Raw genomic sequence first — 22,603 nt, forward strand, 5'->3', positions numbered from 1 at the left:
TCCGTAGTTCGAAAAACTTGCTAAAGGTAAGGTCGTTTTATAATTTAATTAACCACTACCGGTCAATGAAATAATTTTGAGACGCTAGAATTCTTATTTAAGCCATAAATATAACAAACTATTTAAGGCGATAACATAAATAAATTCTAGTATATTCCATTAAAAGTAGCGGCTAAAGTCATTGGTAATCGCTAATATCATAAAGCCAATTAAGAATAAAAAGCCCAGATTAAAGCCTACTATCTGCATTTTTTCGGAGACAGGTTTACCGCGAATAAGTTCTATCAAATAATATAATAAATGGCCACCATCCAAAACAGGAATCGGCAGTAAGTTCAGTACAGCAAGGCTTAGGCTAATTAAAGCAGCCGTTCCAAGCACTTGCTCCCAGCTGACTTCAAAGCTTTGTTTGCTCACAACAGCAATGGTAATCGGGCCGGATAAGTTATCAAGACCGACTTTACCAGTAATCATCTTACCCATAGAACTTAAGGTCATACTCGCAAGCTGACCGGTCTTAGAGAAGGCTTTGCCAACCGCACTGATAGGGTCGTAGGATACCATTGTTTTGTAGTCATCTGGTACTACAATGTCCACAGGACTGATACCGGCCCCGATTTGACCATACTCTTGACCGGCATTGCCCTTTTTGCCTTGTGGCATAATTTTTAATGCCACTTCTTTGCCTTCACGTAATACCGTGAAATCAAGTAAGGTTTCTGGGTTATCTCGGATAATACGGGTAGCAGCAATCCAGTCGTCAATCGGCTCGCCATTAATGCTGACTATCTTATCACCAACTTTCATGCCTTGACGGATAGCAGCACCCTCGGGTACCAATTGTCCAATCACAGGCTCAAAGTGCGGCTGCCATGGCATCACCCCAAGACTGCTCAGCGTGTCTTGACCAGACTGCTCGCCTTGCATAAAGTCTTTAATAGGAATGCTGACATCATTTAGAGTCAGATTAACATTATCTGCCGACTGCGCCTGCTCATTCATTTGCGCTAAAGTCAGGCCAATACTGCCAGTCTCACCCATACGATCGGCTAATCGATAGTTAACCTCTTCCCACGTTTGCACCTCATGACCATCAACGGCAACGATTTTATCACCCGTGGGTACTTCAGCCATTGCTGCAGGTGTATCTGGCAACACTGAGCCAATACGCGTATTAAGCTGCTCACTAGGTACCAAAAATAGTACCCAGAATAAGGTAATGGCGATAATAAAGTTCATTAATGGGCCAGCAGCCACAATCGCTATTTTTTTGAGCGGATGCTGATTGTTAAAGGCAAGGTGCTTTTCGCTCGCCGCTACTTCGCCTTCACGCTCATCAAGCATTTTCACATAACCGCCTAAAGGCAATGCCGAAATACGATAATCAATGCCCGTCTTTTTACTGGTCCAACTGGCAAGCTTGGGCCCAAAGCCAATCGAATACGTTAATACTTTAACACCACATAAGCGTGCGACAATATAATGCCCCCACTCATGCAATGCGACCAGAGGGCCTAATACGGCAATAAATGCTAAAGCAAACAGCATAAACGTCATTAATCCAGACATGCAGCAACCTCTTTTTGTGCCTGCGATCGTGCCAGTTTATCAATGCTCAAAATATCATCTAGCCCTGTAATGTGGTTATTGGTTTGCGATAGCATCTTGTCTAATACCCGCGCATTAATCAAGGCAATGTCCGTTAATGAAACTTGCTGTTTTATAAACGAATCTACCGCAATCTCATTGGCAGCATTCAGGATAATAGTCGCTGATTGACCGGACTGCATGGCCTCCCTTGCTAATTTCAAGCAAGCAAACTTTTCTAAATCAGGCTTAATAAACTCTAAAGCTGATAGCTCATATAAGTCTAATGATTTTACACCAGCAACAATTCGGTTAGGAAAAGCGAGCGCATGCGCAATCGGGGTACGCATATCTGGACTACCCATTTGCGCCAAAAAGCTGCCATCACTGTACTCAACCAAAGAGTGAATGATACTTTGTGGATGAATTACCACATTAATATCCGATTCAGGTAGATCAAACAAATGACATGCCTCAATCAGCTCAAGTCCTTTGTTCATCATAGTCGCTGAATCAACGGATATCTTTTGACCCATTGACCAATTTGGATGCTTAACCGCCTCACTAACTGTCGCCGCTTGCATCTGCTCGAGGGATTTATTTAAGAAAGGGCCACCAGAGGCGGTTAGCCAAAGTTTGGTGACACCGTGATGCGGCTCGTGAATGGCGGTATTGTCTTGTTGCACATTGGCCGGCAGACATTGGAAAATAGCATTATGTTCAGAATCTAGCGGTAATAGTGTCGCTCCGCTATCACGCACCGCCTGCATCATCAGGCTACCAGCCATAACGAGCGCTTCTTTATTAGCCAGCAAAATACGCTTACCGCCTTGCGCGGCTGCTAAGGTAGAGGCCAGACCTGCGGCGCCGACAATAGCCGCTACAACCGTATCAACTAGTCTGTCTGTGGTGATATCATTAAGACCTGCCTGACCGCCAACCACATCACAGTTAAGATTGGCCGCCTGCAAGCGCTGAGCAAACTCATCTACTTTGTCTTCTGGTACACAGACTCGACTTGGTGAGAATTGTTGACATAGCTCAAATAATTTATCTAAGCGGCTATGACCAGACAGCGCATATATCTCGTACTGTTCAGGGTAAGCAGCAAGAATGGACAGTGTACTGTCACCAATGGATCCGGTTGCCCCTAATACGGCAATGCGCTGGGTCATAATGTACCTTTTAATACAGTTAATTAAGTTCATACTGCTAACTGACTGCTCTTTTGATAAGTGCTCAGCTAACATCACACAGGTTTAAAGACTAAGCTTAGCTTTAAAATAAATCAACATGAGTTAAACAAAAATATCGTTAATAATACCCTGCCTTTTGGCAGTAGTTTATAGTTGCAATGAGTTTAACGAACTTTGTTTTCACTTAATAGCTTAAATAGATTTTTTGAGCCTTGTTATCTAACAAAATAACCCATCTGCTGTAATAGCCAAAAGCCCAGTGCAAAAATGGGCGTCGCCGCTAATAATGAATCAATTCGATCCAATACACCGCCATGGCCTGGCAAGATGGTCCCTGAGTCTTTGACACCGGTGCGTCGCTTAAGCATCGACTCAAATAGATCGCCTAATACCGAGGCCAAAATGGTAAGCAGTGATAGACCCACAAAAACAACCAATAATCTGCCATCTAGGTTTAGTTTAAATAAGCTAATGCCTATAACCACGACTAGACCAGTTACCAATCCACCTGCCAAGCCTTCCATACTCTTATTAGGCGAGACATTCGGTGACATCTTACGCTTGCCCAGTTTACGGCCCACAAAATATGCGCCACTGTCTGCACACCAGACTAATATGAACACATACATCAGCCACCAAGGCGACTGCTGCCATAGATAGAACATAGCCGTAATGGCACCGGTCAAAATAGCAAAGCCCATAATAGACAATCGTTTGCCATACCAGTCTGTTGAAACAGGAAATTTAGTTATCCAAGTGAGTGCCAGTGACCAAATAAAAATTGATGCACACCACCATACTGGCCAAGTTACTGGGAACCATAAACTACACAGAGTCACAGCCAAAACCAACAACACATAAAGTACGGGCGCACGCCACTTAGGCATCAGTTTTGTCCACTCATGGGCAGCAAGGCCTACCCCAAGCGCTAATAACAAAATAAACAGATAAGGACTTTTGCTGGCAAACATTGCGGCGCCGACAATAATAACCAAAATTATAGCCGTTTTGATGCGTGTCCACATACTGATGAGCCCTTATCTAATGTTCTATTAAGTGATTTAACGTCTATTTATAAATACCATCTTACAAGGGACGTCATTGTCTTTATTATCAATCTAACTAATTGTTTGGTTAAATATTGAATAACTGTACATTGACGATAATACTGTTTGAGTCATACCCTTAATCTAATGCTATTTTGAGTTATTGACCAGATTCTATTTGTTCGCTGGTCTTACCAAAACGACGCTGACGGCGAGAAAACTCAATCAGCATATCGTTTAACTCTTTAGGCGAAAAATCTGGCCATAGAGTCGGGGTAAAGAACAGCTCAGCATAAGCGGACTGCCACAGCAAGAAGTTCGATATTCTAAACTCGCCGCCGGTACGAATCAGCATATCCACATCAGGTACATCGGCTAACTGTACGTTGTTATTTAGGCTATTAACCGTCACCTCTTCTGCACTGATTTCGCCCTTCTCAACCTGACGCGCTAGCGTTCTTGCTGCATTGGCAATATCCCACTGACCACCATAACTAATGGCAATAACCAGTGTCATGGCATCATACTCAGCTGTTTGCTGCTCTGCATCCGCCATCAAGGCTTGTAGCTCTTCGCTAAGCTGACTTCTATCACCGATAAAGCGCAGACGTATGTTGTACTTCTTCATACGTGGCAACTGCTCATCAATGGTCAATGCTAGCAGACGCATCAATAACGCCACTTCATTGGCAGGACGCTGCCAGTTCTCACTTGAGAAAGCAAACACCGTCAATACTTCAATGCCTACTCTAACACAATATTCAACAAGCGGGTCTAGCGACTCTTTACCGGCCACATGCCCTTGGCCTTTTGCCATACCGCGTGCTTTGGCATAACGATTGTTGCCATCCATAATAATGGCGATGTGCTTTGGCAAAACGGCAGGAATAGGAAGGGAGTCAGTTGCGTGGGCGCTGGTGCTATTGTGTGGCTCAGTCATAAATTTCTTTATCTATATATTCAGTAAATGGCAGATGATAATGGTTAAATAAGCACACAGGTTGTGATGATGCTTTATTTACCATTACCATCTTAAGATAGAGAGAGGCTAAATGGTGTCTAACTTGCCGACACCATTTAATCCCAAACCCATCTAGGTCAATAGCAGCTTCTGTTCATTCAAAGCTGCTAAGTCTTGACCTGAGGGTAAATACGAAAATCAAACTTCCATTAACTCATTTTCTTTGGCATCAAGCTTACTATCGATCACACCGATATATTTATCAGTAAGCTTTTGAATGTCGTCACTGGCGCGACGCTCTTCATCTTCACTGATTTCTTTTTCTTTGGCTAAGTCTTTGATATCGCTCATCATATCACGGCGCACATTACGGATAGACACACGGCTGTTCTCAGCTTCTGCACGAGCAAGCTTTTGCATATCACGGCGTGTCTCTTCGGTTAATGCCGGCATAGGTACACGAATAACGTCAGCTGTCATTGGGTTTAAGCCCAAATCTGCTTCACGAATCGCTTTATCTACCGCTTGAACCATAGAACGCTCAAATGGCTGAACCAACAAAGTGCGTGAGTCTTCAACGTTCACACTCGCTACTTGGTTAAGCGGGGTATCTGCACCGTAATAATTGACCATAACGCTCGATAGCATGCCTGGATGTGCACGGCCTGTGCGAACTTTACTGAACGCATTTTCTAGCGCTTCAATGGTTTTTTGCATGCGGCTTTCACCGTCTTTTTTGATATCGTTAATCATAACGTTTCCTTTCAATATTCAAAGTGAATTAAAACTATTGATACATGAATAAATAACAAATCAGAGAAGTCTCTCAATTAGTGAAAAACACGCGTGCCTTCATTCTCGCCCATCACAACATTTAATAATGCATTCGGCTTATTCATATCGAAGACTTGTAGCGGCACATTGTGTTCACGGCATAAGGCAATCGCTGTCAAATCCATCACGCCAAGCTTTTGCTCTAATACCTCGTCAAAGGTTAATGAATCGTATTTTTTGGCATCGTCATGCAAGCTTGGGTCTTTGTCATACACGCCATCAACTTTTGTGGCTTTTAGGATAACGCCTGCTTCGATTTCAATACCGCGTAAGCATGCTGCGGTGTCTGTAGTAAAGAACGGATTACCAGTGCCCGCAACAAAGATACACACATCGCTATTTTTTAAATAACGAATAGCGTTACGGCTGCTATAGCTTTCAGTGACTTCACCGATAGGTAGTGCAGACATAAGACGGGTATTAATGTTACGACGCTCTAGAGCATCACGCATAGCCAGACCGTTCATAACTGTTGCCAGCATGCCCATTTGGTCACCAGTAACACGGCCAACTAAGCCCTCTTTTTGTAATTGGCTGCCGCGATATAAATTACCACCGCCAACCACGATACCGACTTGCACACCAAGACCACATAAGTGAGCAATAGATAAGCTCATTTGATCAAGTACCGATGTATCGATACCCATGCCTTTACCACCTGCCAAGGCTTCGCCTGATAGCTTAAGTAAAATACGTGAGTACTGGGGGTTTTTATCAGACATAAGACACCTTATTTATTAACATTCATTAAGTTTAGAATCATTAGGACATATCATGAATAGAGCGTTATTTTCGCCACCTTGCCATAACCGACAACTTATCCATTATGGTAGACACTCTATTAAAAAGGCGGTTATGGTTAAAATAATAAGGGTCCAATAACCATAACCAAAACGCATGCTAAATGGAGTAAAGTTTACCAAAAAACGGCATCTGCTTATAGCGCTAATTTTATATTTAAGCACGGCCACAGTATGCACCAATATCAACCGTCCTATTTAGTGCATACGTTAGCGCATTATTTAAAGCGTAAGTGTATTAACCTTTATAAGAGGCAAATAAATCGTACTCACTGACTTCATCAATGGTTACTGTCAACATATCACCGACTTTAATTGCCAGTTTGCCGTTTTGTAAAATATCATCAACATAAACGTGACCATCGATTTCAGGCGCATCGGCATAGCTGCGGCAAATTGCAATATAGTCTTCGGTATCAATCTCATCGACCAATACGGTCATAGTTTTGCCCACCTTTTCTTGCAGCTTTTGCTCAGATATTTGCTGCTGAACTGCCATAAAGCGCTCATAGCGTTGTTGTTTAATCTCTTCTGGCACATGATTTGGTAAGTCGTTAGCAACAGCGCCTTCAATCTCAGAGTAGGTAAAGCAGCCAACACGGTCTAATTTAGCCTGTTTTAACCAGTCTAGTAGATACTCAAAATCTTCTTCGGTCTCACCTGGGAAGCCAACCACAAAAGTAGAGCGAATCACGATATCTGGATTGATTTCACGCCACTTTTGAATACGAGCCAGTGTATTTTCACTGTGCGCAGGGCGTTTCATCGCTTTTAAGATGCTTGGACTAGCGTGCTGTAATGGGATATCTAAGTAAGGTAGCAAGCCGCCTTTGTCACTTGGTTTTGCCATAAGCTCAACCACTTTATCGACGTGCGGATACGGATACACATAATGTAGACGCACCCAAATACCGACCTTGGCAAGCGCTTGACACAAATCAAAAAACTTCGATTTAAGCGGCATACCCTCCCAAAATACGGTTTTATATTTTAGGTCAAGCCCGTAAGCTGAAGTATCTTGCGAGATAACTAAGATTTCTTTAACGCCGGCTTTCTTTAATGCCATTGCTTCGCTCATAACACTGTCAATCGGTCTTGAGACCAGATCACCACGCAAGCTTGGGATAATACAGAAGGTACAGCGGTGGTTACAGCCTTCTGATATCTTGAGGTACGCATAATGACCTGGCGTTAACTTCACGCCAGCACTGTCAATTAAATCAATTTTTGGGTCGTATGCTTTTTGATCTTTTATGGCTTGCGGCATCGGGGCATGTTTTGAGACCGCTGTCACCACTTCATCATATGCATGTGCGCCAGTTACTGCGAGTACAGCTGGATGCATGTCACGAATCTTGTCGGCCTCTTTACCCAAACAGCCGGTGACAATCACTTTACCATTTTGATTAATGGCCTCGCCAATGGCGTCAAGTGACTCTTGTACCGCAGACTCAATAAAGCCGCAAGTATTGACCACGACCAAATCAGCGCCGTTGTAATCTGAGGCAACGCGGTAGCCGTCTTTGGTCAGCTCGGTAATGATACGCTCACTGTCTACCAAGGCTTTAGGGCAACCTAATGAGACAAACCCAATTTTTGGTGCTAAACCATTAACATAAGAGGATTGCTGATTGGTGTGCTCACCACTTTGTTCTACACTGCGATTTTGATTGTGATTGGCTTTATGGTGATAGGCAGCTTGGTCAGAGGTTGCTGACGGCTGTTGCTGTTGGATGCTGCTAGAGGAATTAGATGCTGGCTGAGTGGCTGCACCTGGCGTATAGATAGACACTGAATCCGCAGGTTTTTGGCTTGGCATAGACACATACTTTTAAATAGTGGATTGAAATAGAATGGGCTTGGAAATCAGCATCGTTAACTTGCTGCTGCGCACACTCACTAAAACGTTGTGGGCATTGTACGAATTTTTACCTCTCTATACTAGCACGAAAGCCATATTCATATCTTTTTCATGACCGGTCTTATCAACCAGATGCACCGTATTGGATATCTAAATTTAGACAAACAGCCGCTTAGTTATGAATAAACCCAACTAATGCGCTAATTAGTATCAATAATGCACTATAATAAATCATTAATCATAAAATGCACTATTTATGTGCTTTTTTAAATAAACTCTCTTCTAAATAAGCCTTGATAGCTCGATAGTCATTGCTTCATTATATTGGTACTGATTTTGCACCTTTATTACTATGACATGATGATTAACCTTATTAATGACTGAACCTGTGCAAAATCAGCACCCTTTTAGCAGCTATTACACCTGCTCATTGAAACCCATTAACGCTCAGTAGTCCTCTTTTATTGTCCTAATTTACCTATCGAAAAGACCGTTTATGCAACCGACTCAAGCCCTTCCCCTCCTCCAAAATCTTTATACCAGTGTTATTTGGGTCAATGCCGATTTGGTCATTCAGTGGGTGAACCTGCAAACAGAACAGCTATTTTCGGTCAGTAAGACACGGCTTGTTGGACTAAATGTCTTAGAAGTGTTAAGCCCATGTGCGGTAAATACGGCCGTTAATGATGCCTCTTATGGGGAGTCGCATGAATCTGTAGAGGAAAGCCAATCAGAGCTTAAGGTACAGTTTAATAACGCCAAAGATTATCAGCAGCCCTTTATTAAATACAGCCGTTACGTCAAGGGCGTGGCTCAGCCGATTTATGCTCACTATAGCGTGACGCCAGTTGAGCAAGAAGGTCAGTCTTTCTTTTTAATCGAGATATGGCCAGGCGATCGTCAAAACCGAATAGATAAAGAACACCGCTTACAAGAGCAGCATGATGTCTCGCGTGAGATGCTGCGCTCTGTGGCGCATGAGGTGAAAAACCCTTTAGCCGGTATTCGCGGTGCCGCGCAGCTATTAATCAAGCAGACTCGTTTGCATCAAAACCTAGACGATGACCCGAATGATGAGCCTGAAAATGCGACGGTACTCGTTGATGCCAGAAAGCTTGCAGCCTATGCCAATATCGTTATTATCGAAACTGACCGTCTGACTCATTTAATTGAGCAATTGCTTGGCTCTAATCAGCCGCCGGACTTGCAACCGCTTAACATTCATGAGCCTTTAGAGCATGTGTTGTTATTAACCCAGACCCAGTACCCAACCGTTCATATCCATCGTGATTATGATTTATCACTGCCTGAACTGATTGCCGATAAAAATCAGTTGATTCAAGTGTTTTTAAATCTGGTCAACAACGCTTGTGAAGCCATGCTAGAGCAAGACATGACCCAACTCGATGCAGAATATCAACCGATATTAAAAATGATTACCCGTATTGAGTATCAATATACCATTGGCACCACTTACCATCGCCAAGTGATTAAAGTTAGCATCCAAGATAATGGTGCGGGGATTGCGCCTGATTTTATTGGCCGAATCTTCTTCCCGCTTGTTACCGGCAGAGCCAGTGGCACGGGCCTTGGACTGGCTTTAGTGCAAGAGATTGTGCATCGGCACGAAGGCGCTATTGAAGTAGCCTCACACCCAGGTATGACTCAGTTTGATATCTTCTTGCCGTTAGCGCCGACAAACAACCCAAACACGCCAAGCTAAACAATACGACACCCATTTTAAGACTGATAAGAACACCAAACAGGGATTTGAGACAATGACAACAAAACATGCATTATGGTTAATCGATGACGATCCTGCCCTAAGACTGATATTAGAAGATACCTTTATTGATGCAGGTCTTGAGCTACAATCGTTTAGTAATGCCAAAGGCGCTTGGGCACGACTTAATGATGTGCTACATGGTCATGAGGCTCGCAGTACACTGCCCGATGTTATCTTAACCGATATTCGTATGCCCATGATGGATGGACTATCGTTTAGCGAGTGGATGCACCGAAACTTCCCTGATTTGCCGGTTATTATCATGACCGCCCACTCTGATTTAAAATCAGCCGTAGACAGTTATGATACTGGTGCATTTGAATACTTGCCGAAGCCTTTTGACTTAGATCATGCTGTTTCTGTGGTTAAAAAAGCGATTCAATCAAACCCTGATGCTACGGTTATTACGCCTGAGCCGAGTGAAGCACCTGCTGCTATAGCGCCTGCTGATACAGCAACTGAGTCTACGACGGCCTCAATCGCCAAGTCTGAGTCTGATAAAAAACCTATACAGTCTAAGCCCAGTCCTGCCAAAGCTGCTGACAAAAGTGCGGATGAGAAAAGCCCTATTATCGGTCAATCCCCTGTAATGCAAACTGTATTTCGCGCGATTGGACGTTTGGCCTCCTCTCCAATTACGGTATTGATTACTGGAGAATCAGGGACTGGCAAAGAGCTTGTGGCTAGCGCGCTGCATCAAAACTCGCCACGTAATAAAAAGCCTTTTATTGCACTTAATATGGCCGCCATTCCTCACGAGCTGATTGAGTCTGAATTGTTCGGTCACGAAAAAGGAGCCTTCACCGGTGCCACCACTCAGCGTCAAGGACGGTTTGAGCAGGCCAACGGTGGTACGTTATTTTTAGATGAAATCGGTGATATGCCGTTTAGTATCCAAACTCGTTTACTAAGAGTACTGGCGAACGGAGAGTTTTTCCGAGTGGGTGGTCAAAAGCCTATTAAAGTCGATGTGCGTATCATTGCCGCGACCCATCAAAATTTAGAGCAATTGGTAAAAGAGGGTAGATTCCGCGAAGATTTATTCTACCGTTTAAATGTGATTCGCTTACCACTACCGCCACTGCGCGCCCGTCCCGATGATATCCCAGAACTGGTAGATTTCTTTATGGGCCGAGCCGCAACTGAGATGAATACTGAACGTAAGCAGTTGTCGCCAGAAGCACTGTATATCATGCAAAGCTTTGACTGGCCTGGTAATGTTCGCCAGCTTGAAAACGCGTGCCGCTGGATTACCGTGATGGCAACCGGTGAAGTATTAACGGTTGAGGATTTACCGCCTGATTTGACAGAGTTTGCTGCAAGACATGTGCATGCAGAGTCTGTCGCGCCTTCACCTGAGAATCAAGTCGTTCATACTGATAGTACGCCCTACTCTCAAACAACACCTTCTAATGCATCGACTGGATTGTCAGCAGATAATGCTCTTCAGCCGCAACCGTTTAATACGTCTTTACCGAGTACGCCATCTATAGAAACCGGTCAAAGAGAGTACTCAGCACCGTTTCCATCAACGCCTGCTCCAACTAATGCACCCCAAACCAGTAGCAGTTGGCAACAGCAGTTAAAAGCATGGGCAGATCAGTCGTTAAATGCCGGTCACTCAGAAATACTACAATTGGCTACTCCAGAATTTGAAAAAGTATTAATCAGCGTGGCGTTAGAGCATAGCCGAGGCCGTAAAGGAGAAGCTGCCGACCTATTAGGTTGGGGGCGCAATACGTTAACCCGTAAGATAAAATTGCTTGGCATCGAAGACAGTTAGACATTGAAGACAACAAACAAGGGGGGCATCAGCCCTATTGACTAAAGTTTTTCAAAAAATTAGAAAAAATGCTTGCCAAGCTTATTTTATTCTATATAATAGTCACCCACTGAGAAGCACTAACCCAGTAAGCATCTATCAGATGCGGAATGTTTAAAATGGGGCTGTGGCGGAATTGGTAGACGCACCAGATTTAGGTTCTGGCGCCGAGAGGTGTGAGAGTTCGAGTCTCTCCAGCCCCACCATTTTATCCGGTTAGTTGTTCTTAGACCAAATATCTAAATAAAAAACCCGCTTTTAGCGGGTTTTTTATTGGCTGAAATTTATTGATTATCATCAATGTGATTAATCATAGAAAAAAGACTTGCCAACAGATTTTAAATCTATATAATACACAACCACTGAGAAGCGCTAACCCAGTAAGCATCTATCAGATGCGGAATGTTTAAAATGGGGCTGTGGCGGAATTGGTAGACGCACCAGATTTAGGTTCTGGCGCCGAGAGGTGTGAGAGTTCGAGTCTCTCCAGCCCCACCATTTTATCCGGTTAGTTGTTCTTAGACCAAATATTTAAATAAAAAACCCGCTTTTAGCGGGTTTTTTATTGTCTAATAGTTATGATATGAACTAGAGAATAGTTGATGCTTAAACTCTATCTCTTTAGTTGGCTTACACTACTAATCCTTTCTCTTCTAAGTTTTTGAATACCTTAAATTCAACCTCAGTGGCATCACTGTCATTATCGTAATTATAAGTGGCCGGCTCATTACCGCTCATAAAATAAACCGTAATCACACTGCCCTTTCGCGAGATTCTACTGATATCTTTTATATTAATGGTGTCATTCTGAATTACTAGAAACATAGTTATCGCCTTTTTTATTTTGAGTAATAAATATTAAGTTGTGCATAAATAGCTAAATAAACAGTCGAATTATACCTGATGTTGCGGCGCGACTAAGGCTTCGATTACTTGGTCCATACTTTTAAACCGGTTTTCTAGTCGCTTAGCCAACAAGGTATCAATAACGGTCTGTAGATATGACCATTGTTTGGATAGTAAGGGTACCTCTGCCTGACAATGCATCACTGCCCAATCTGTTGAGAGCGAGTAATTATGCCTATCTTTATTCATTTGGAACGGCCTATCACCCACCAATATCTCATACATCATAATACCAAAGGCATAAATATCGCTTTGCACAGAGATAGAATGACCTTGCCAACACTCTGGAGCCAAATAAGCAGCGGTTCCTCTGGGGTGACGACTATTCGAATCATCAAGCCGCTGATCTATTGGTACAGCATATGCTAAATCTGTGATAACTACCGTTAGACCATTAAATCCATCCTCTTTATTCTGCTTAGGCTGTTTTTCTGTCTTCTCTATCAGTTCTGCTTCAGATTCTGCTATCAAAAAATTACTGGACTTAATGTCACCATGAATCCAGCCGAGTGTATGCAAATCAGACACACTTTGCGCTAGCTTATGTATCAGTTGTAATTTTTGTTCATCAGATAATGGATATCTTTTGAGATACTCTTTGACACTGCCTTGCTTAAAGTAAGGCATGCTAAATCCAGTTAACTGCCATTTTCTACCCTCTACTATCAACTGTATTGTAGCAATTGGTTTGATGCAAGGTATACAACACAAGTGATTAGACTGCTTAACAGAATTTGTATCACAAGCCGCAGTTATTTGCTGCAAATGTTGCCTCTCAATAGCCAGTGGTGATATAGGCAGGCTCCGAGTTTGAGTCTCTAATTGATTATCATCCAAATCCTGTAGTTGCCATTTAATCATCCATGTCTTCCCAATTCTATCTACCTGAGTCAACCCTTGATACAGCTCACTACCCATAAATGCCTGTTTGCTTAGTCGATGCTGATACATCAGTCGATAGCCTTGAGCATCAAAGTATTGATTAACTGCTTTAAGCAAAGAGGCATGATAAGGTGGAGATGCTGGCATAACGGACCTTTTTAATAGAGCGAGACTGCGAGAATACGATAGATATCGAGACGTATGGCTTTACTGACCGCTATTTTAACCGTATTATTTATTCAACGATGGCAAATCTGCCAACCTTTTTATCTTAACCCAATACAAAGAATCGAGTCGCTATGTCAAAATCGAACACGACCTTAAGCCTTGATGACACACTGGCCACTTTACTGGCTGAGTATTTAAAACAACATACCACGCCAGCGATAGCTATTGACCCGAACCAGTTGGCTTACCGCTGGGTAGGCGGCGCGACTGGCTCCCTTGAGCCTATTGAAGTAAATTCTGCGCTGAGTCTGGATGACCTAATTGGTATCGATACTCAAAAAGCGAAGATCGCTCAAAATACACGCCAGTTTTTAGCCGGTTATCCTGCTAACCATGTGTTAATGACGGGCACACGCGGCGCCGGTAAATCCTCTCTGATTCGCGCATTATTGAACGAGTTTAAAGAAGATGGGCTACGTATGATTGAGGTTGCCCGTGATAACTTGCAAATTCTCGATAAAATCCGCCAAGCTATTAATAAGCTGCCGCAAGATTCTGGTTGTCGCTATATTGTCTATTGCGATGATTTAGCATTTAACGGGCAAGATGAAAATTACCGTACCTTAAAGAGTGTCCTCGATGGCGCACTCGACTCTGAGCAGGACAAGCTATTGGTCTATGCCACCAGTAACCGCCGCCACCTATTACCTCAATTAATGAAAGACAATGTCAATATCTATGATGGCCAAACCGATGAGGTTAATCCTTATGAGACTATTGATGAAACAGTATCCTTATCGGATCGTTTTGGGCTATGGCTGTCATTTTATCCGATGAACCAAGAGACCTATCTTAATATTGTCGCCCATTATTTGCAGGCCGAAGGTGTTGAGTGGGACGATGAGATACGCGCGCAAGCACTACAATGGGCGTCTGGCCGTGGTGGGCGTTCAGGCCGAGTGGCATACCAGTTTGCAAGACACTGGGTGGGTCAGCAGTTGTTGAGTCAGGACAATTAAACCGCCACTCAACTAGATAGGTTTACGCATCAAGTAGCGCGGTAACGTCACATTATGGCGCTTAACCTGTTGCTGCTCGACACCTTCAGACCCTTGTTTTAAAAAGAAAGGATAAGCAAGTTTTGAGGCATGTACCCAGACAGTATTGATGCTCATACCATAGGGATTAAAGACTGTCTTATCATATAACGCTTGGGCCACGCCGCGACGCTGATAATTTGGGTGTACAAACAGCCCATCAATATAGGCACACTGGGGATCATTTTCACCCCACTGATTTTTATAAAGTAAATATTCAATAAACCCAACTATCTCACCTGCCTCACTCTCAGCGATTGAAGGCTGAGTGCGTGCAAAACGATTCCTCCAAAAGTTCTCGGGTGCAGCCAGTCCTGTTTCTACTGTCATCCATGCTCTTTTTTGCGCCTTAGAATATATCGAGTCGTCAATCGCCAAAATCGATTGCTCAAAGATGTCTATTAGTTTAGGAATATCTGCAGGGGATGTATTGCGAATAATCAAGCTCATTTTTGGACTCAATCCTTCTCAATAAGTTTAACACCGTCCATGGTCACCTCAAACTGGGCAAAGTCACATGCCAGCCAAAACTGACCTTGATAAAACCGTTCAACCTCCTGGCGAATATCGGCCATATTCGCCACCTTGCTGTCTGGGTCATCAAAAGGCTGATAACGGGCACTAAAATGAGTCAATATTAAGTGCTTTAGCTTAGCTGATTGAGCAAATGTTGCAATGCGCTGTGCAGTCGTGTGCATCGGGTCAAAAGCCTCTGCTCTAGATTGAATCTTATCCAATATCGACTGGGTATAAGTGGCTTCATGGATAAGCACGCTTGCCTCCTCTACCGCCTTATGCAGAAGCTCAGGCGTATCATTATCACCTGCGATGACTATTTTTAGTTGCCGCTGAATACGCTTGGTAAAATCAATCGACTTTATCTGCTCGCCATTATCTAACGTAACATCCTCGCCTGTCTGCAGCTTCCCCCAAATGGGACTTGGCTCAATACCTGCCGCTTGTAATTTGGATTTATCAAGCTGCATGGTCTCCACCGTTTGGCTTAGACTATAAGCATAAGATGCCACGCGATGTGATAATGGATGAACCTCTATCTTTAGTTGATGTGTTTGCGATAAGGCTAAAGTCACCGTTTCATTTTCACTTTGCTCAGTATCTACAAGCGTCTCAACCGCAATATACTCAACCTCAAATGGCAGATACAGCTCTGTGGTTAGCTGCACGACTTCCATAAACCGCTTTATAGCAGCCGGTGCAATAATCTTCAGCGGCTGCTGACGCCCTGACATAGCCATACTGGCTAGCAACCCTGGCAAGCCATAGCAGTGATCACCATGCACATGAGTAATACAAATCGCAACCAATTGCTGACCGCTCAGCTTAGTTTGTAATAATTGATGCTGCGTTGCCTCACCGCAATCTATGAGTACCCACGGGCGCTTAGACTTGCTTTGTTGACTGCTTTTGGAGGCGAATGGATTGATACACTCCACTGCCAATGCAGTGACATTACGATGTTTGGTGGGCACCCCTGCTGAGGTACCCAAAAAGGTTAACTGTAGCATCTTTATACGCTGTCGCTAGGTCGACGAAACGCCACCATGGTACACTTAAAACGCTGAGCACAATCACCGTTCTGATTAAGCGTATTGATTTGTACCACTACCATACCGCGGTCCGGCTTTGAACGTGACGGCTTAAGCTCAACCACTTCAGCCTCTATATGCAAACTGTCGCCAGGACGTGTTGGTCTTGGCCAACTAATCTCGCCCCCTGCCCCAATTAGGCCCGATGCAATAGGAATGCTCTCAACCATTAGACGCATGGTAACACTCGCTGTATGCCAACCACTGGCCGCCAATCCTTCAAAGAAAGTATCCTCGGCCGCTGCCTCATCTAAATGAAATGGCTGCGGATCATATTGCTGCGCATAGGTTTTAATATCTTTAACACTTAGCATGTATTCACGGCTGTGCCACTTATCACCAACCTTTAAGTCTTCAAAATAAACCGATTGCATCCCCTACCTCTCTGGCTATCACTTCAATAATGACAGCCTAACTATAGTCGCCTGATAGCCTTAGCTATTTTATCAACAAACCAAAAATCGCTTAGTGCATCACAAAGCGACTCATAAAATTGATGCATAAGCGGACAAAACATTGTCTTTTATCTTACTACCAACAAGCGAGAGGCGCTACTTAATCACCCAGTCGACTAGTGCGACAGCTGCCTGCGCGGCACTCTCTGAGACGCTCATTAAGAAAATTCACCCTGCTCGTGGTCGTATCGGTAGCACAGCGCATATCTACCAAGAAGCTTCCACCTGAGTACTCACTACATCTATCGTTTCTATCACGCATCCAAGCCAATTGACCACGCTTTAAGATGGCTTTTTGATTGCTATTAAGCTGTTTGACCAATTTACTGTAGCTGGTATTTAAATCTTTATCTGCTTCTTGATACACCTTTGATAAGCAGTACAGACTATCAAAATCATTGCGTGTATTGTCACAGTTTTGAGCAGAGGCTGTGGTCGATAGCAGCAAGCCAAATGAGGATAATACGGCAAAGGTAGTGCTAACTGATAATCTTTTTAGAGTGATAACGGACATAAAGACACCTTTAAAGTAAGTGAATAATAAAAATAATAAAGAAAGCGAGACTCTTAAAGTATACAGGTGCATCTTGAACTTAAACAGTGAACTTTAAGTGAATATGAATAAAAACTTCATGACTGTCTTTTTACTCACCCCATAAATTAAAGCACAAAAAAGCCCTCCATTAAATATATAATGGAGGGCTCTAACCCGCTTTAAATCAAGTCAGTCAGTAAAACTAACTACCCATTAAGCGTCGTATGGGTCACGTAATACGATGGTCTCATCACGGTCAGGACCGGTTGAGATGATGTCTACTGGGCAATCAATTAATTGCTCAATACGCTTGATATACGCTTTGGCTTCTTCTGGTAAGTCGTCATAATTGGTGATACCAACCGTTGAGCCTTTCCAGCCTGGTAGAGTCTCATAGATAGGCGTTACTGTTTCATAGAATTCGCCGTCGTGCGCTGCGGCAAACTCAGTCTCAGGGATATCATAGCCGACACCAATACGAATCTCATCTAGGCCATCTAGAACGTCAAGCTTGGTCAAGCAGATACCTGATAATGAGTTTAATACGACCGCACGACGAAGTGCTTCGGCATCAAACCAACCACAGCGACGTGCACGGCCAGTAGTTGCACCAAATTCATGACCCACTTTGGCTAAATGTGCGCCAACGTCATCAAATAATTCAGTTGGGAAAGGACCACTGCCCACACGAGTGGTGTACGCTTTGGTGATACCTAAAACATAGTCTAAGTATAATGGGCCAATACCTGTACCGGTTGATACGCCGCCAGCGGTTACGCTTGAGCTGGTAACGAACGGATAAGTACCATGGTCGATGTCAAGTAATGTACCTTGCGCACCTTCAAACATTAAGTTTTTGCCTTGAAGACGTAACTGATTTAGCTCTTCTGTGACATCGCAAACCAAGTCTTTTAGCTCATCACACCACTCTTGGCATAACGCAAAAGTCGTATCATAATCGATAGCGTCAACTTTATAGTAATGCGTTAACTGAAAGTTATGATAATCAATTAAGTTGCGTAGTTTTTCTTCTAAATCTGGGCGGAATAAGTCAGCAAGCTTAATAGCACGGCGCGCAACTTTGTCCTCATAAGCAGGACCAATACCACGACCTGTCGTGCCGATTTTGCCAGAACCACGTTTGGCTTCACGAGCTTGGTCAAGCGCAATGTGATATGGCATGATTAACGGACAGTTTGGAGAGATTTTTAGACGCTCACGTACAGGTACGTTATTGTCCTCAAGCTCTTTCATTTCGATAAGTAGCGCTTCTGGTGATAACACCACGCCATTACCGATAAAGCATGTCACGTCATTACGTAGAATACCGGATGGAATCAAATGCAATACTGTTTTTTTACCATCAACAACCAAAGTATGGCCTGCATTGTGACCGCCTTGGAAACGAGCCACGGCTGAAGCACGTTCGGTTAGCAAATCAACAATTTTGCCTTTACCTTCGTCGCCCCATTGGCTACCAAGTACTACGACATTCTTACCCATAATAAATCCTTACCCACTCGTATTGAACTATAAAAAATAATCTGCGTCATTTCGGCGCAGTCACTTAGGCGCTATGTATTAAATAACGGCTTAAACTGCTTTTAAAACCCACTCGCCATCATTTAGCATTAACTGATGGGTCACATTTTGCGGTGCATCTTTGTCACTTAATGGACGAACCACTCGGTGACCTAAATCACGTAATTCAGCAATCTTGTTTTCTAAATCTTTGGTTAACTTGGCATTGTTATCTACGCGCACCCCTTGCATATCAGCAAAGCGTACCAATACCAGCTTGGTCTTATTCAAACTGATATAACGCTGCAAACGTGTCACTTCTAGACTAAAGCCGGTCGCACTGCGTGATGGCAGTTCCTCGGCAATAGTCGCTGGCGCATGACTGGCAGAATTAAAGCTTTCACCATTAAAACGACCACCACGCACTACCGCTTGTGATTCATTTTCAAAATAGGCATTAAATACAATACCGGTGTGATAATGGTAGCCAAGCTCAGTAATATCAACACTGACATTACCCTGATAGGTATTCTCAATGTGAGCAACCATAACCTGCACATCTTTTACCGCATCGATAATAGCGGCGTCATTGGTCGCAGTATCAGACAGCGCTGCCTTCAGCGCACTCATGTCATGACCGTGCACTGCTAACTGATAAAAATCATTACCCATTGGCAAATCGCCACACACTTCTTTTAGCTCAGGCAATGCTTTGTTGGCATATAAATTAATCAGTACCGCTGCATCATTATCAGACAAGCCAGCCAACTCTTTTAGACGCGCAAAGATAGCCACATGACCAATATCAATGTGTAGGTGCTGTCTTAGGTTTAGATTATCAATCAGGCAGTACAGCACATCAATCAGCTCTAAATCAGCATCTAAACTGTCACTACCGAAGATTTCTGCACCCAGTTGTAGCGGTGTACGTGAGCCAAATAGACCATCTGGCAAGGTGCGAATCACGTGACCGGCGTAACAATAACGGGCAATTTCATCGGCCTTGCCCATCTTATTTAAATGGGCATCAATGCGTAAAATCTGCGGCGTGATATCGGCACGCACACCCATTAAGCGACCTGATAATTGGTCGATAATCTTAAAGGTTTGACGTTTTAGGTCTTCGGAGGCATTACCAAGCAGTGATTCTGTGAACTCAATCATCGGCGGGCAGATAAGCTCATAGCCTCGGCTAACCAATAATCTAGTGAGTTTGTAGCGCAGCCACTCTTGTTTTTGAGCTTCATCAGATAATAAGTCGCTGACACCGTCTGGTAATAGCCAGATGTTATCGATATCAGTCGCATGCGATCGTTTATCAGCAGGCTGTTTTGGGGCGTACTGTTCTGGAGCGTTATCGGAGGAAATAGAACTGTCAGACACAAGTAATCCTTGTTTGGGGGCGGTTATCTTCATGTAAGCAGACACGCCTTGACCAAATCGTTAGTTAAAGTGTAGTAGTAATCGATAAATCGACAATATAACGTATTGTTGTGAATGAGACGCTTGTTTATTCTAAACCAGTATCGGTTCATAATAACCCTTTAATGCTGCGAATTTGACACAACAAGCTGTGATACAGACACTTTTATAAAAGGGTACCACGCTAAAGACTGGGCTTAGATTCAAACAAGTCTATTGATTGTTCTGTTTAAGTCTAGCATAGCTGACCGCGTTCGACTAGAGAAACACGCCACTAATCTAAAATTTGATAACAATAAATAGAGCATACCGAACCAGGGTAAATGTTACAATCCTTGTATCTACCTATTTGTATTTCGGGCGTTTGTGCCTGATGAGTACTTATTTTTATACTGAGAAAACTGTTTATGTCATCACATCACCCTGATCCTAAATTAAACCAAAGAAATGTATTGGGCACTGCCCTTTCAAGCTGTTGTTTTGACCCGATTACTGGCTATTACCGCAACGGCTTTTGTCATACTGGCCCACAAGATATCGGTCAGCATACCGTTTGTGCCAAAATGACGAGTGAGTTCTTAAATTTTTCAGCCAAAACTGGCAATGATTTAATTACCCCGATGCCTGAATATGGTTTTAAAGGGCTGAAACCTGGTGATTATTGGTGTATCTGTGCCCTGCGCTGGTTAGATGCGTTAGATCACGATATGGCGCCGCATATTAAGCTTGAAGCCTGTCATGAGAGCCTCCTTGAGCTGGTCGATATTGATACCCTAAAACAATATGCCCTATAACATCTTAAAACGTCTATTTGAGAGTTAAGAATGTCAGAATTAAAGCCAGAAGCAACCGACTATAATACCCCTCATTCTTCTAATAATACGCCTAACTCTAAGCAGACGTATAGCGTGGATAGTGCCAGTGCCAGCTCCAACTTATCGCCGCCCAATTTAGCGTTATCCAATTCTGCGGCTAGGTTCAATGATAGTGACAATCCACTGTTATTTATGTCGCCTACCATGCCGGTCTACGATCCGGATGCCGAACGTGTCGAGGACTTTGAGCGCTCTGGTGTGAATGAGGTGGTAAACTGCTGCGTTTATTCACGTAAATCTGGCGAATTTGTTGAAAAGATTGAGCTCGAAGATGTGAGCCGAACACTGAATAATAAAGGTAATTTTATTTGGCTCGGCTTATATGACCCAAGTATTGAAACCATTAAAACGGTACAACACGCCTTTGATATTCACGAACTGGCATTAGAAGATGCGTTTAATGAAAATCAGCGTGCAAAGATTGAGAATTATGGCACTGATTCTATTTTCGTTGTGGTTCGAACGGCCTATCTAGCCAACAATCATATTCATTATGGTACTACCTCGATGTTTATGGGTAGCAATTACATTATTACCATTCGTACTGGCGCCTCTCGCTCTTATGCACCGGTACGGGCGTATTGCCACAGACGTCCGCAAAAAATGCGCATGGGCCCTATTTTTGTGCTGCATGCCATCTTAGATTATGTGGTCGATAGCTACTTGCCGATTACCTATAGCTTGGAGGAGTATCTGCGTGAGCAAGAGCGCAATATCTTCTCTTATAAATTTAGCAAAGACACCCTTAAAAGCCTGTACACCTTAAAGTCGCAACTGGTACATATGCGCGCGGTCATGTTACCTGTGCAGGACATCTGCAACTTTTTTATTAATCATAAGAAAAATGAGTTGGTCGCCTCCTTCCCAAGTGCGGCTAAGCCCTATTTTAGGGACGTAAACGACCATCTATTACGCGCTATTGATGCCGTAAACGGTCTTAATGAGATGCTGAGTGTTGCCATGGATACGTATATGGCCATGGTCAATATGGGACAGAACGAGGTGGTTCGAAAGCTTGCTGCTTGGGCAGGTATTTTGGCAGTACCAACCGCAGTGGCCGGTATTTATGGCATGAACTTTGATTTTATGCCAGAGCTGCATTATGAATACGCCTACTTCGTGGTCTTGGTATTTATCTTCACAACCTGTGTGATTCTATATTATCAATTCAAAAAGTCAGGCTGGCTCTAGAATTAACCGGAAAGCTCAGCCTTTTTTAAACACCAGACTAATTTAAGACTA

The 22,603-nt window shown here is 43.4% G+C and carries 20 protein-coding genes and 2 tRNA genes; 7 read left to right on the forward strand and 15 right to left on the reverse strand.

Annotated features, from left to right (window positions below; translation table 11 throughout):
* Positions 1–159: 159 nt before the first annotated feature.
* From rseP to rimO, 7 genes are all read right to left on the reverse strand, one after another.
* The gene (gene rseP, locus AC2SLO_RS09760; protein ID WP_486542964.1) at positions 160–1,557 is read right to left on the reverse strand and encodes an RIP metalloprotease RseP; all 1,398 of its coding nucleotides are present in this window, start codon (positions 1,555–1,557) and stop codon (positions 160–162) included.
* Positions 1,557–2,762, reverse strand: coding sequence for a 1-deoxy-D-xylulose-5-phosphate reductoisomerase (ispC, locus tag AC2SLO_RS09765; protein ID WP_486542869.1), 1,206 nt, complete (start codon positions 2,760–2,762; stop codon positions 1,557–1,559). Before ispC ends, rseP begins: the two co-directional genes overlap by 1 nt.
* A gap of 236 nt (positions 2,763–2,998) precedes the next feature.
* Positions 2,999–3,808: a phosphatidate cytidylyltransferase gene (locus AC2SLO_RS09770; RefSeq protein WP_486542867.1), complete on the reverse strand. Its 810-nt coding sequence runs from the start codon at positions 3,806–3,808 to the stop codon at positions 2,999–3,001.
* A 181-nt stretch (positions 3,809–3,989) separates the two neighbouring features.
* Entirely contained in the window at positions 3,990–4,769 is a 780-nt protein-coding gene (uppS, locus tag AC2SLO_RS09775) for a polyprenyl diphosphate synthase (protein WP_486542865.1), read from the reverse strand.
* Between the two features lie 219 nt (positions 4,770–4,988).
* On the reverse strand, positions 4,989–5,543 hold the full coding sequence (gene frr, locus AC2SLO_RS09780; RefSeq protein WP_486542863.1) for a ribosome recycling factor: 555 nt from the start codon (positions 5,541–5,543) through the stop codon (positions 4,989–4,991).
* A gap of 77 nt (positions 5,544–5,620) precedes the next feature.
* The gene (gene pyrH / locus AC2SLO_RS09785) at positions 5,621–6,346 is read right to left on the reverse strand and encodes a UMP kinase (RefSeq protein WP_486542860.1); all 726 of its coding nucleotides are present in this window, start codon (positions 6,344–6,346) and stop codon (positions 5,621–5,623) included.
* Between the two features lie 316 nt (positions 6,347–6,662).
* Entirely contained in the window at positions 6,663–8,243 is a 1,581-nt protein-coding gene (gene rimO / locus AC2SLO_RS09790) for a 30S ribosomal protein S12 methylthiotransferase RimO (protein WP_486542858.1), read from the reverse strand.
* A 538-nt stretch (positions 8,244–8,781) separates the two neighbouring features.
* Here rimO and AC2SLO_RS09795 point away from each other — a divergent pair.
* The 4 genes from AC2SLO_RS09795 (at position 8,782) to AC2SLO_RS09810 (ending at position 12,391) form a co-directional block, all read left to right on the forward strand.
* Positions 8,782–10,008 carry a two-component system sensor histidine kinase NtrB gene (locus tag AC2SLO_RS09795; protein ID WP_486542855.1) on the forward strand — a complete coding sequence of 409 codons (1,227 nt, stop codon included), beginning with the start codon at positions 8,782–8,784 and terminating at the stop codon, positions 10,006–10,008.
* A 55-nt stretch (positions 10,009–10,063) separates the two neighbouring features.
* Entirely contained in the window at positions 10,064–11,854 is a 1,791-nt protein-coding gene (locus tag AC2SLO_RS09800; RefSeq protein ID WP_486542853.1) for a sigma 54-interacting transcriptional regulator, read from the forward strand.
* A 160-nt stretch (positions 11,855–12,014) separates the two neighbouring features.
* A tRNA-Leu gene (locus AC2SLO_RS09805) sits at positions 12,015–12,099 on the forward strand.
* Positions 12,100–12,306: 207 nt separating this feature from the next.
* Positions 12,307–12,391 (forward strand) — tRNA-Leu (locus AC2SLO_RS09810).
* Positions 12,392–12,523: 132 nt separating this feature from the next.
* On the opposite strand, the gene AC2SLO_RS09815 is transcribed toward AC2SLO_RS09810, so the two are convergent.
* Both AC2SLO_RS09815 and AC2SLO_RS09820 read right to left on the reverse strand, forming a co-directional pair.
* Entirely contained in the window at positions 12,524–12,718 is a 195-nt protein-coding gene (locus AC2SLO_RS09815) for a hypothetical protein (RefSeq protein WP_486542851.1), read from the reverse strand.
* Between the two features lie 69 nt (positions 12,719–12,787).
* Positions 12,788–13,828, reverse strand: a complete 1,041-nt coding sequence (locus AC2SLO_RS09820; RefSeq protein ID WP_486542849.1) for a protein kinase domain-containing protein — start codon at positions 13,826–13,828, stop codon at positions 12,788–12,790.
* Positions 13,829–13,980: 152 nt separating this feature from the next.
* On the opposite strand from AC2SLO_RS09820, the gene AC2SLO_RS09825 reads away from it, so the two are divergent.
* Positions 13,981–14,868: an ATP-binding protein gene (locus AC2SLO_RS09825; protein WP_486542847.1), complete on the forward strand. Its 888-nt coding sequence runs from the start codon at positions 13,981–13,983 to the stop codon at positions 14,866–14,868.
* 12 nt (positions 14,869–14,880) lie between these two features.
* On the opposite strand, the gene AC2SLO_RS09830 is transcribed toward AC2SLO_RS09825, so the two are convergent.
* The 6 genes from AC2SLO_RS09830 to AC2SLO_RS09855 form a co-directional block, all read right to left on the reverse strand.
* Positions 14,881–15,396 carry a GNAT family N-acetyltransferase gene (locus tag AC2SLO_RS09830; protein ID WP_486542845.1) on the reverse strand — a complete coding sequence of 172 codons (516 nt, stop codon included), beginning with the start codon at positions 15,394–15,396 and terminating at the stop codon, positions 14,881–14,883.
* An 8-nt stretch (positions 15,397–15,404) separates the two neighbouring features.
* Positions 15,405–16,472, reverse strand: a complete 1,068-nt coding sequence (locus tag AC2SLO_RS09835; protein WP_486542843.1) for a ribonuclease Z — start codon at positions 16,470–16,472, stop codon at positions 15,405–15,407.
* A gap of 2 nt (positions 16,473–16,474) precedes the next feature.
* Positions 16,475–16,927, reverse strand: coding sequence for a MaoC family dehydratase (locus tag AC2SLO_RS09840; protein ID WP_486542841.1), 453 nt, complete (start codon positions 16,925–16,927; stop codon positions 16,475–16,477).
* 181 nt (positions 16,928–17,108) lie between these two features.
* Positions 17,109–17,522: a lysozyme inhibitor LprI family protein gene (locus AC2SLO_RS09845; RefSeq protein ID WP_486542839.1), complete on the reverse strand. Its 414-nt coding sequence runs from the start codon at positions 17,520–17,522 to the stop codon at positions 17,109–17,111.
* 234 nt (positions 17,523–17,756) lie between these two features.
* On the reverse strand, positions 17,757–19,046 hold the full coding sequence (locus AC2SLO_RS09850; RefSeq protein ID WP_486542837.1) for an adenylosuccinate synthase: 1,290 nt from the start codon (positions 19,044–19,046) through the stop codon (positions 17,757–17,759).
* A 90-nt stretch (positions 19,047–19,136) separates the two neighbouring features.
* A complete protein-coding gene (locus AC2SLO_RS09855; protein ID WP_486542835.1) occupies positions 19,137–20,480 on the reverse strand; it encodes an ATP phosphoribosyltransferase regulatory subunit in 1,344 nt (447 codons plus the stop codon).
* A gap of 413 nt (positions 20,481–20,893) precedes the next feature.
* Here AC2SLO_RS09855 and AC2SLO_RS09860 point away from each other — a divergent pair, with 413 nt between their 5' ends.
* Together AC2SLO_RS09860 and corA are read left to right on the forward strand one after the other, a co-directional pair.
* Complete coding sequence (locus AC2SLO_RS09860) at positions 20,894–21,280, forward strand: DUF2237 family protein (protein WP_486542833.1); 387 nt, start codon at positions 20,894–20,896, stop codon at positions 21,278–21,280.
* 213 nt (positions 21,281–21,493) lie between these two features.
* Positions 21,494–22,552, forward strand: a complete 1,059-nt coding sequence (corA, locus tag AC2SLO_RS09865) for a magnesium/cobalt transporter CorA (RefSeq protein WP_486542962.1) — start codon at positions 21,494–21,496, stop codon at positions 22,550–22,552.
* Positions 22,553–22,603 lie beyond the last annotated feature (51 nt).

It is taken from the genome of Psychrobacter sp. CX14, assembly GCF_057396205.2.

Bases quoted from the DNA above. Each gene is read 5' to 3' on its own strand.
- rseP (WP_486542964.1), bottom strand. From the start codon at position 1,557: ATGACGTTTATGCTGTTTGCTTTAGCATTTATTGCCGTATTAGGCCCT.
- ispC (WP_486542869.1), bottom strand. From the start codon at position 2,762: ATGACCCAGCGCATTGCCGTATTAGGGGCAACCGGATCCATTGGTGAC.
- AC2SLO_RS09770 (WP_486542867.1), bottom strand. From the start codon at position 3,808: ATGTGGACACGCATCAAAACGGCTATAATTTTGGTTATTATTGTCGGC.
- uppS (WP_486542865.1), bottom strand. From the start codon at position 4,769: ATGACTGAGCCACACAATAGCACCAGCGCCCACGCAACTGACTCCCTT.
- frr (WP_486542863.1), bottom strand. From the start codon at position 5,543: ATGATTAACGATATCAAAAAAGACGGTGAAAGCCGCATGCAAAAAACC.
- pyrH (WP_486542860.1), bottom strand. From the start codon at position 6,346: ATGTCTGATAAAAACCCCCAGTACTCACGTATTTTACTTAAGCTATCA.
- rimO (WP_486542858.1), bottom strand. From the start codon at position 8,243: ATGCCAAGCCAAAAACCTGCGGATTCAGTGTCTATCTATACGCCAGGT.
- AC2SLO_RS09795 (WP_486542855.1), top strand. From the start codon at position 8,782: ATGCAACCGACTCAAGCCCTTCCCCTCCTCCAAAATCTTTATACCAGT.
- AC2SLO_RS09800 (WP_486542853.1), top strand. From the start codon at position 10,064: ATGACAACAAAACATGCATTATGGTTAATCGATGACGATCCTGCCCTA.
- AC2SLO_RS09815 (WP_486542851.1), bottom strand. From the start codon at position 12,718: ATGTTTCTAGTAATTCAGAATGACACCATTAATATAAAAGATATCAGT.
- AC2SLO_RS09820 (WP_486542849.1), bottom strand. From the start codon at position 13,828: ATGCCAGCATCTCCACCTTATCATGCCTCTTTGCTTAAAGCAGTTAAT.
- AC2SLO_RS09825 (WP_486542847.1), top strand. From the start codon at position 13,981: ATGTCAAAATCGAACACGACCTTAAGCCTTGATGACACACTGGCCACT.
- AC2SLO_RS09830 (WP_486542845.1), bottom strand. From the start codon at position 15,396: ATGAGCTTGATTATTCGCAATACATCCCCTGCAGATATTCCTAAACTA.
- AC2SLO_RS09835 (WP_486542843.1), bottom strand. From the start codon at position 16,472: ATGCTACAGTTAACCTTTTTGGGTACCTCAGCAGGGGTGCCCACCAAA.
- AC2SLO_RS09840 (WP_486542841.1), bottom strand. From the start codon at position 16,927: ATGCAATCGGTTTATTTTGAAGACTTAAAGGTTGGTGATAAGTGGCAC.
- AC2SLO_RS09845 (WP_486542839.1), bottom strand. From the start codon at position 17,522: ATGTCCGTTATCACTCTAAAAAGATTATCAGTTAGCACTACCTTTGCC.
- AC2SLO_RS09850 (WP_486542837.1), bottom strand. From the start codon at position 19,046: ATGGGTAAGAATGTCGTAGTACTTGGTAGCCAATGGGGCGACGAAGGT.
- AC2SLO_RS09855 (WP_486542835.1), bottom strand. From the start codon at position 20,480: ATGAAGATAACCGCCCCCAAACAAGGATTACTTGTGTCTGACAGTTCT.
- AC2SLO_RS09860 (WP_486542833.1), top strand. From the start codon at position 20,894: ATGTCATCACATCACCCTGATCCTAAATTAAACCAAAGAAATGTATTG.
- corA (WP_486542962.1), top strand. From the start codon at position 21,494: ATGTCGCCTACCATGCCGGTCTACGATCCGGATGCCGAACGTGTCGAG.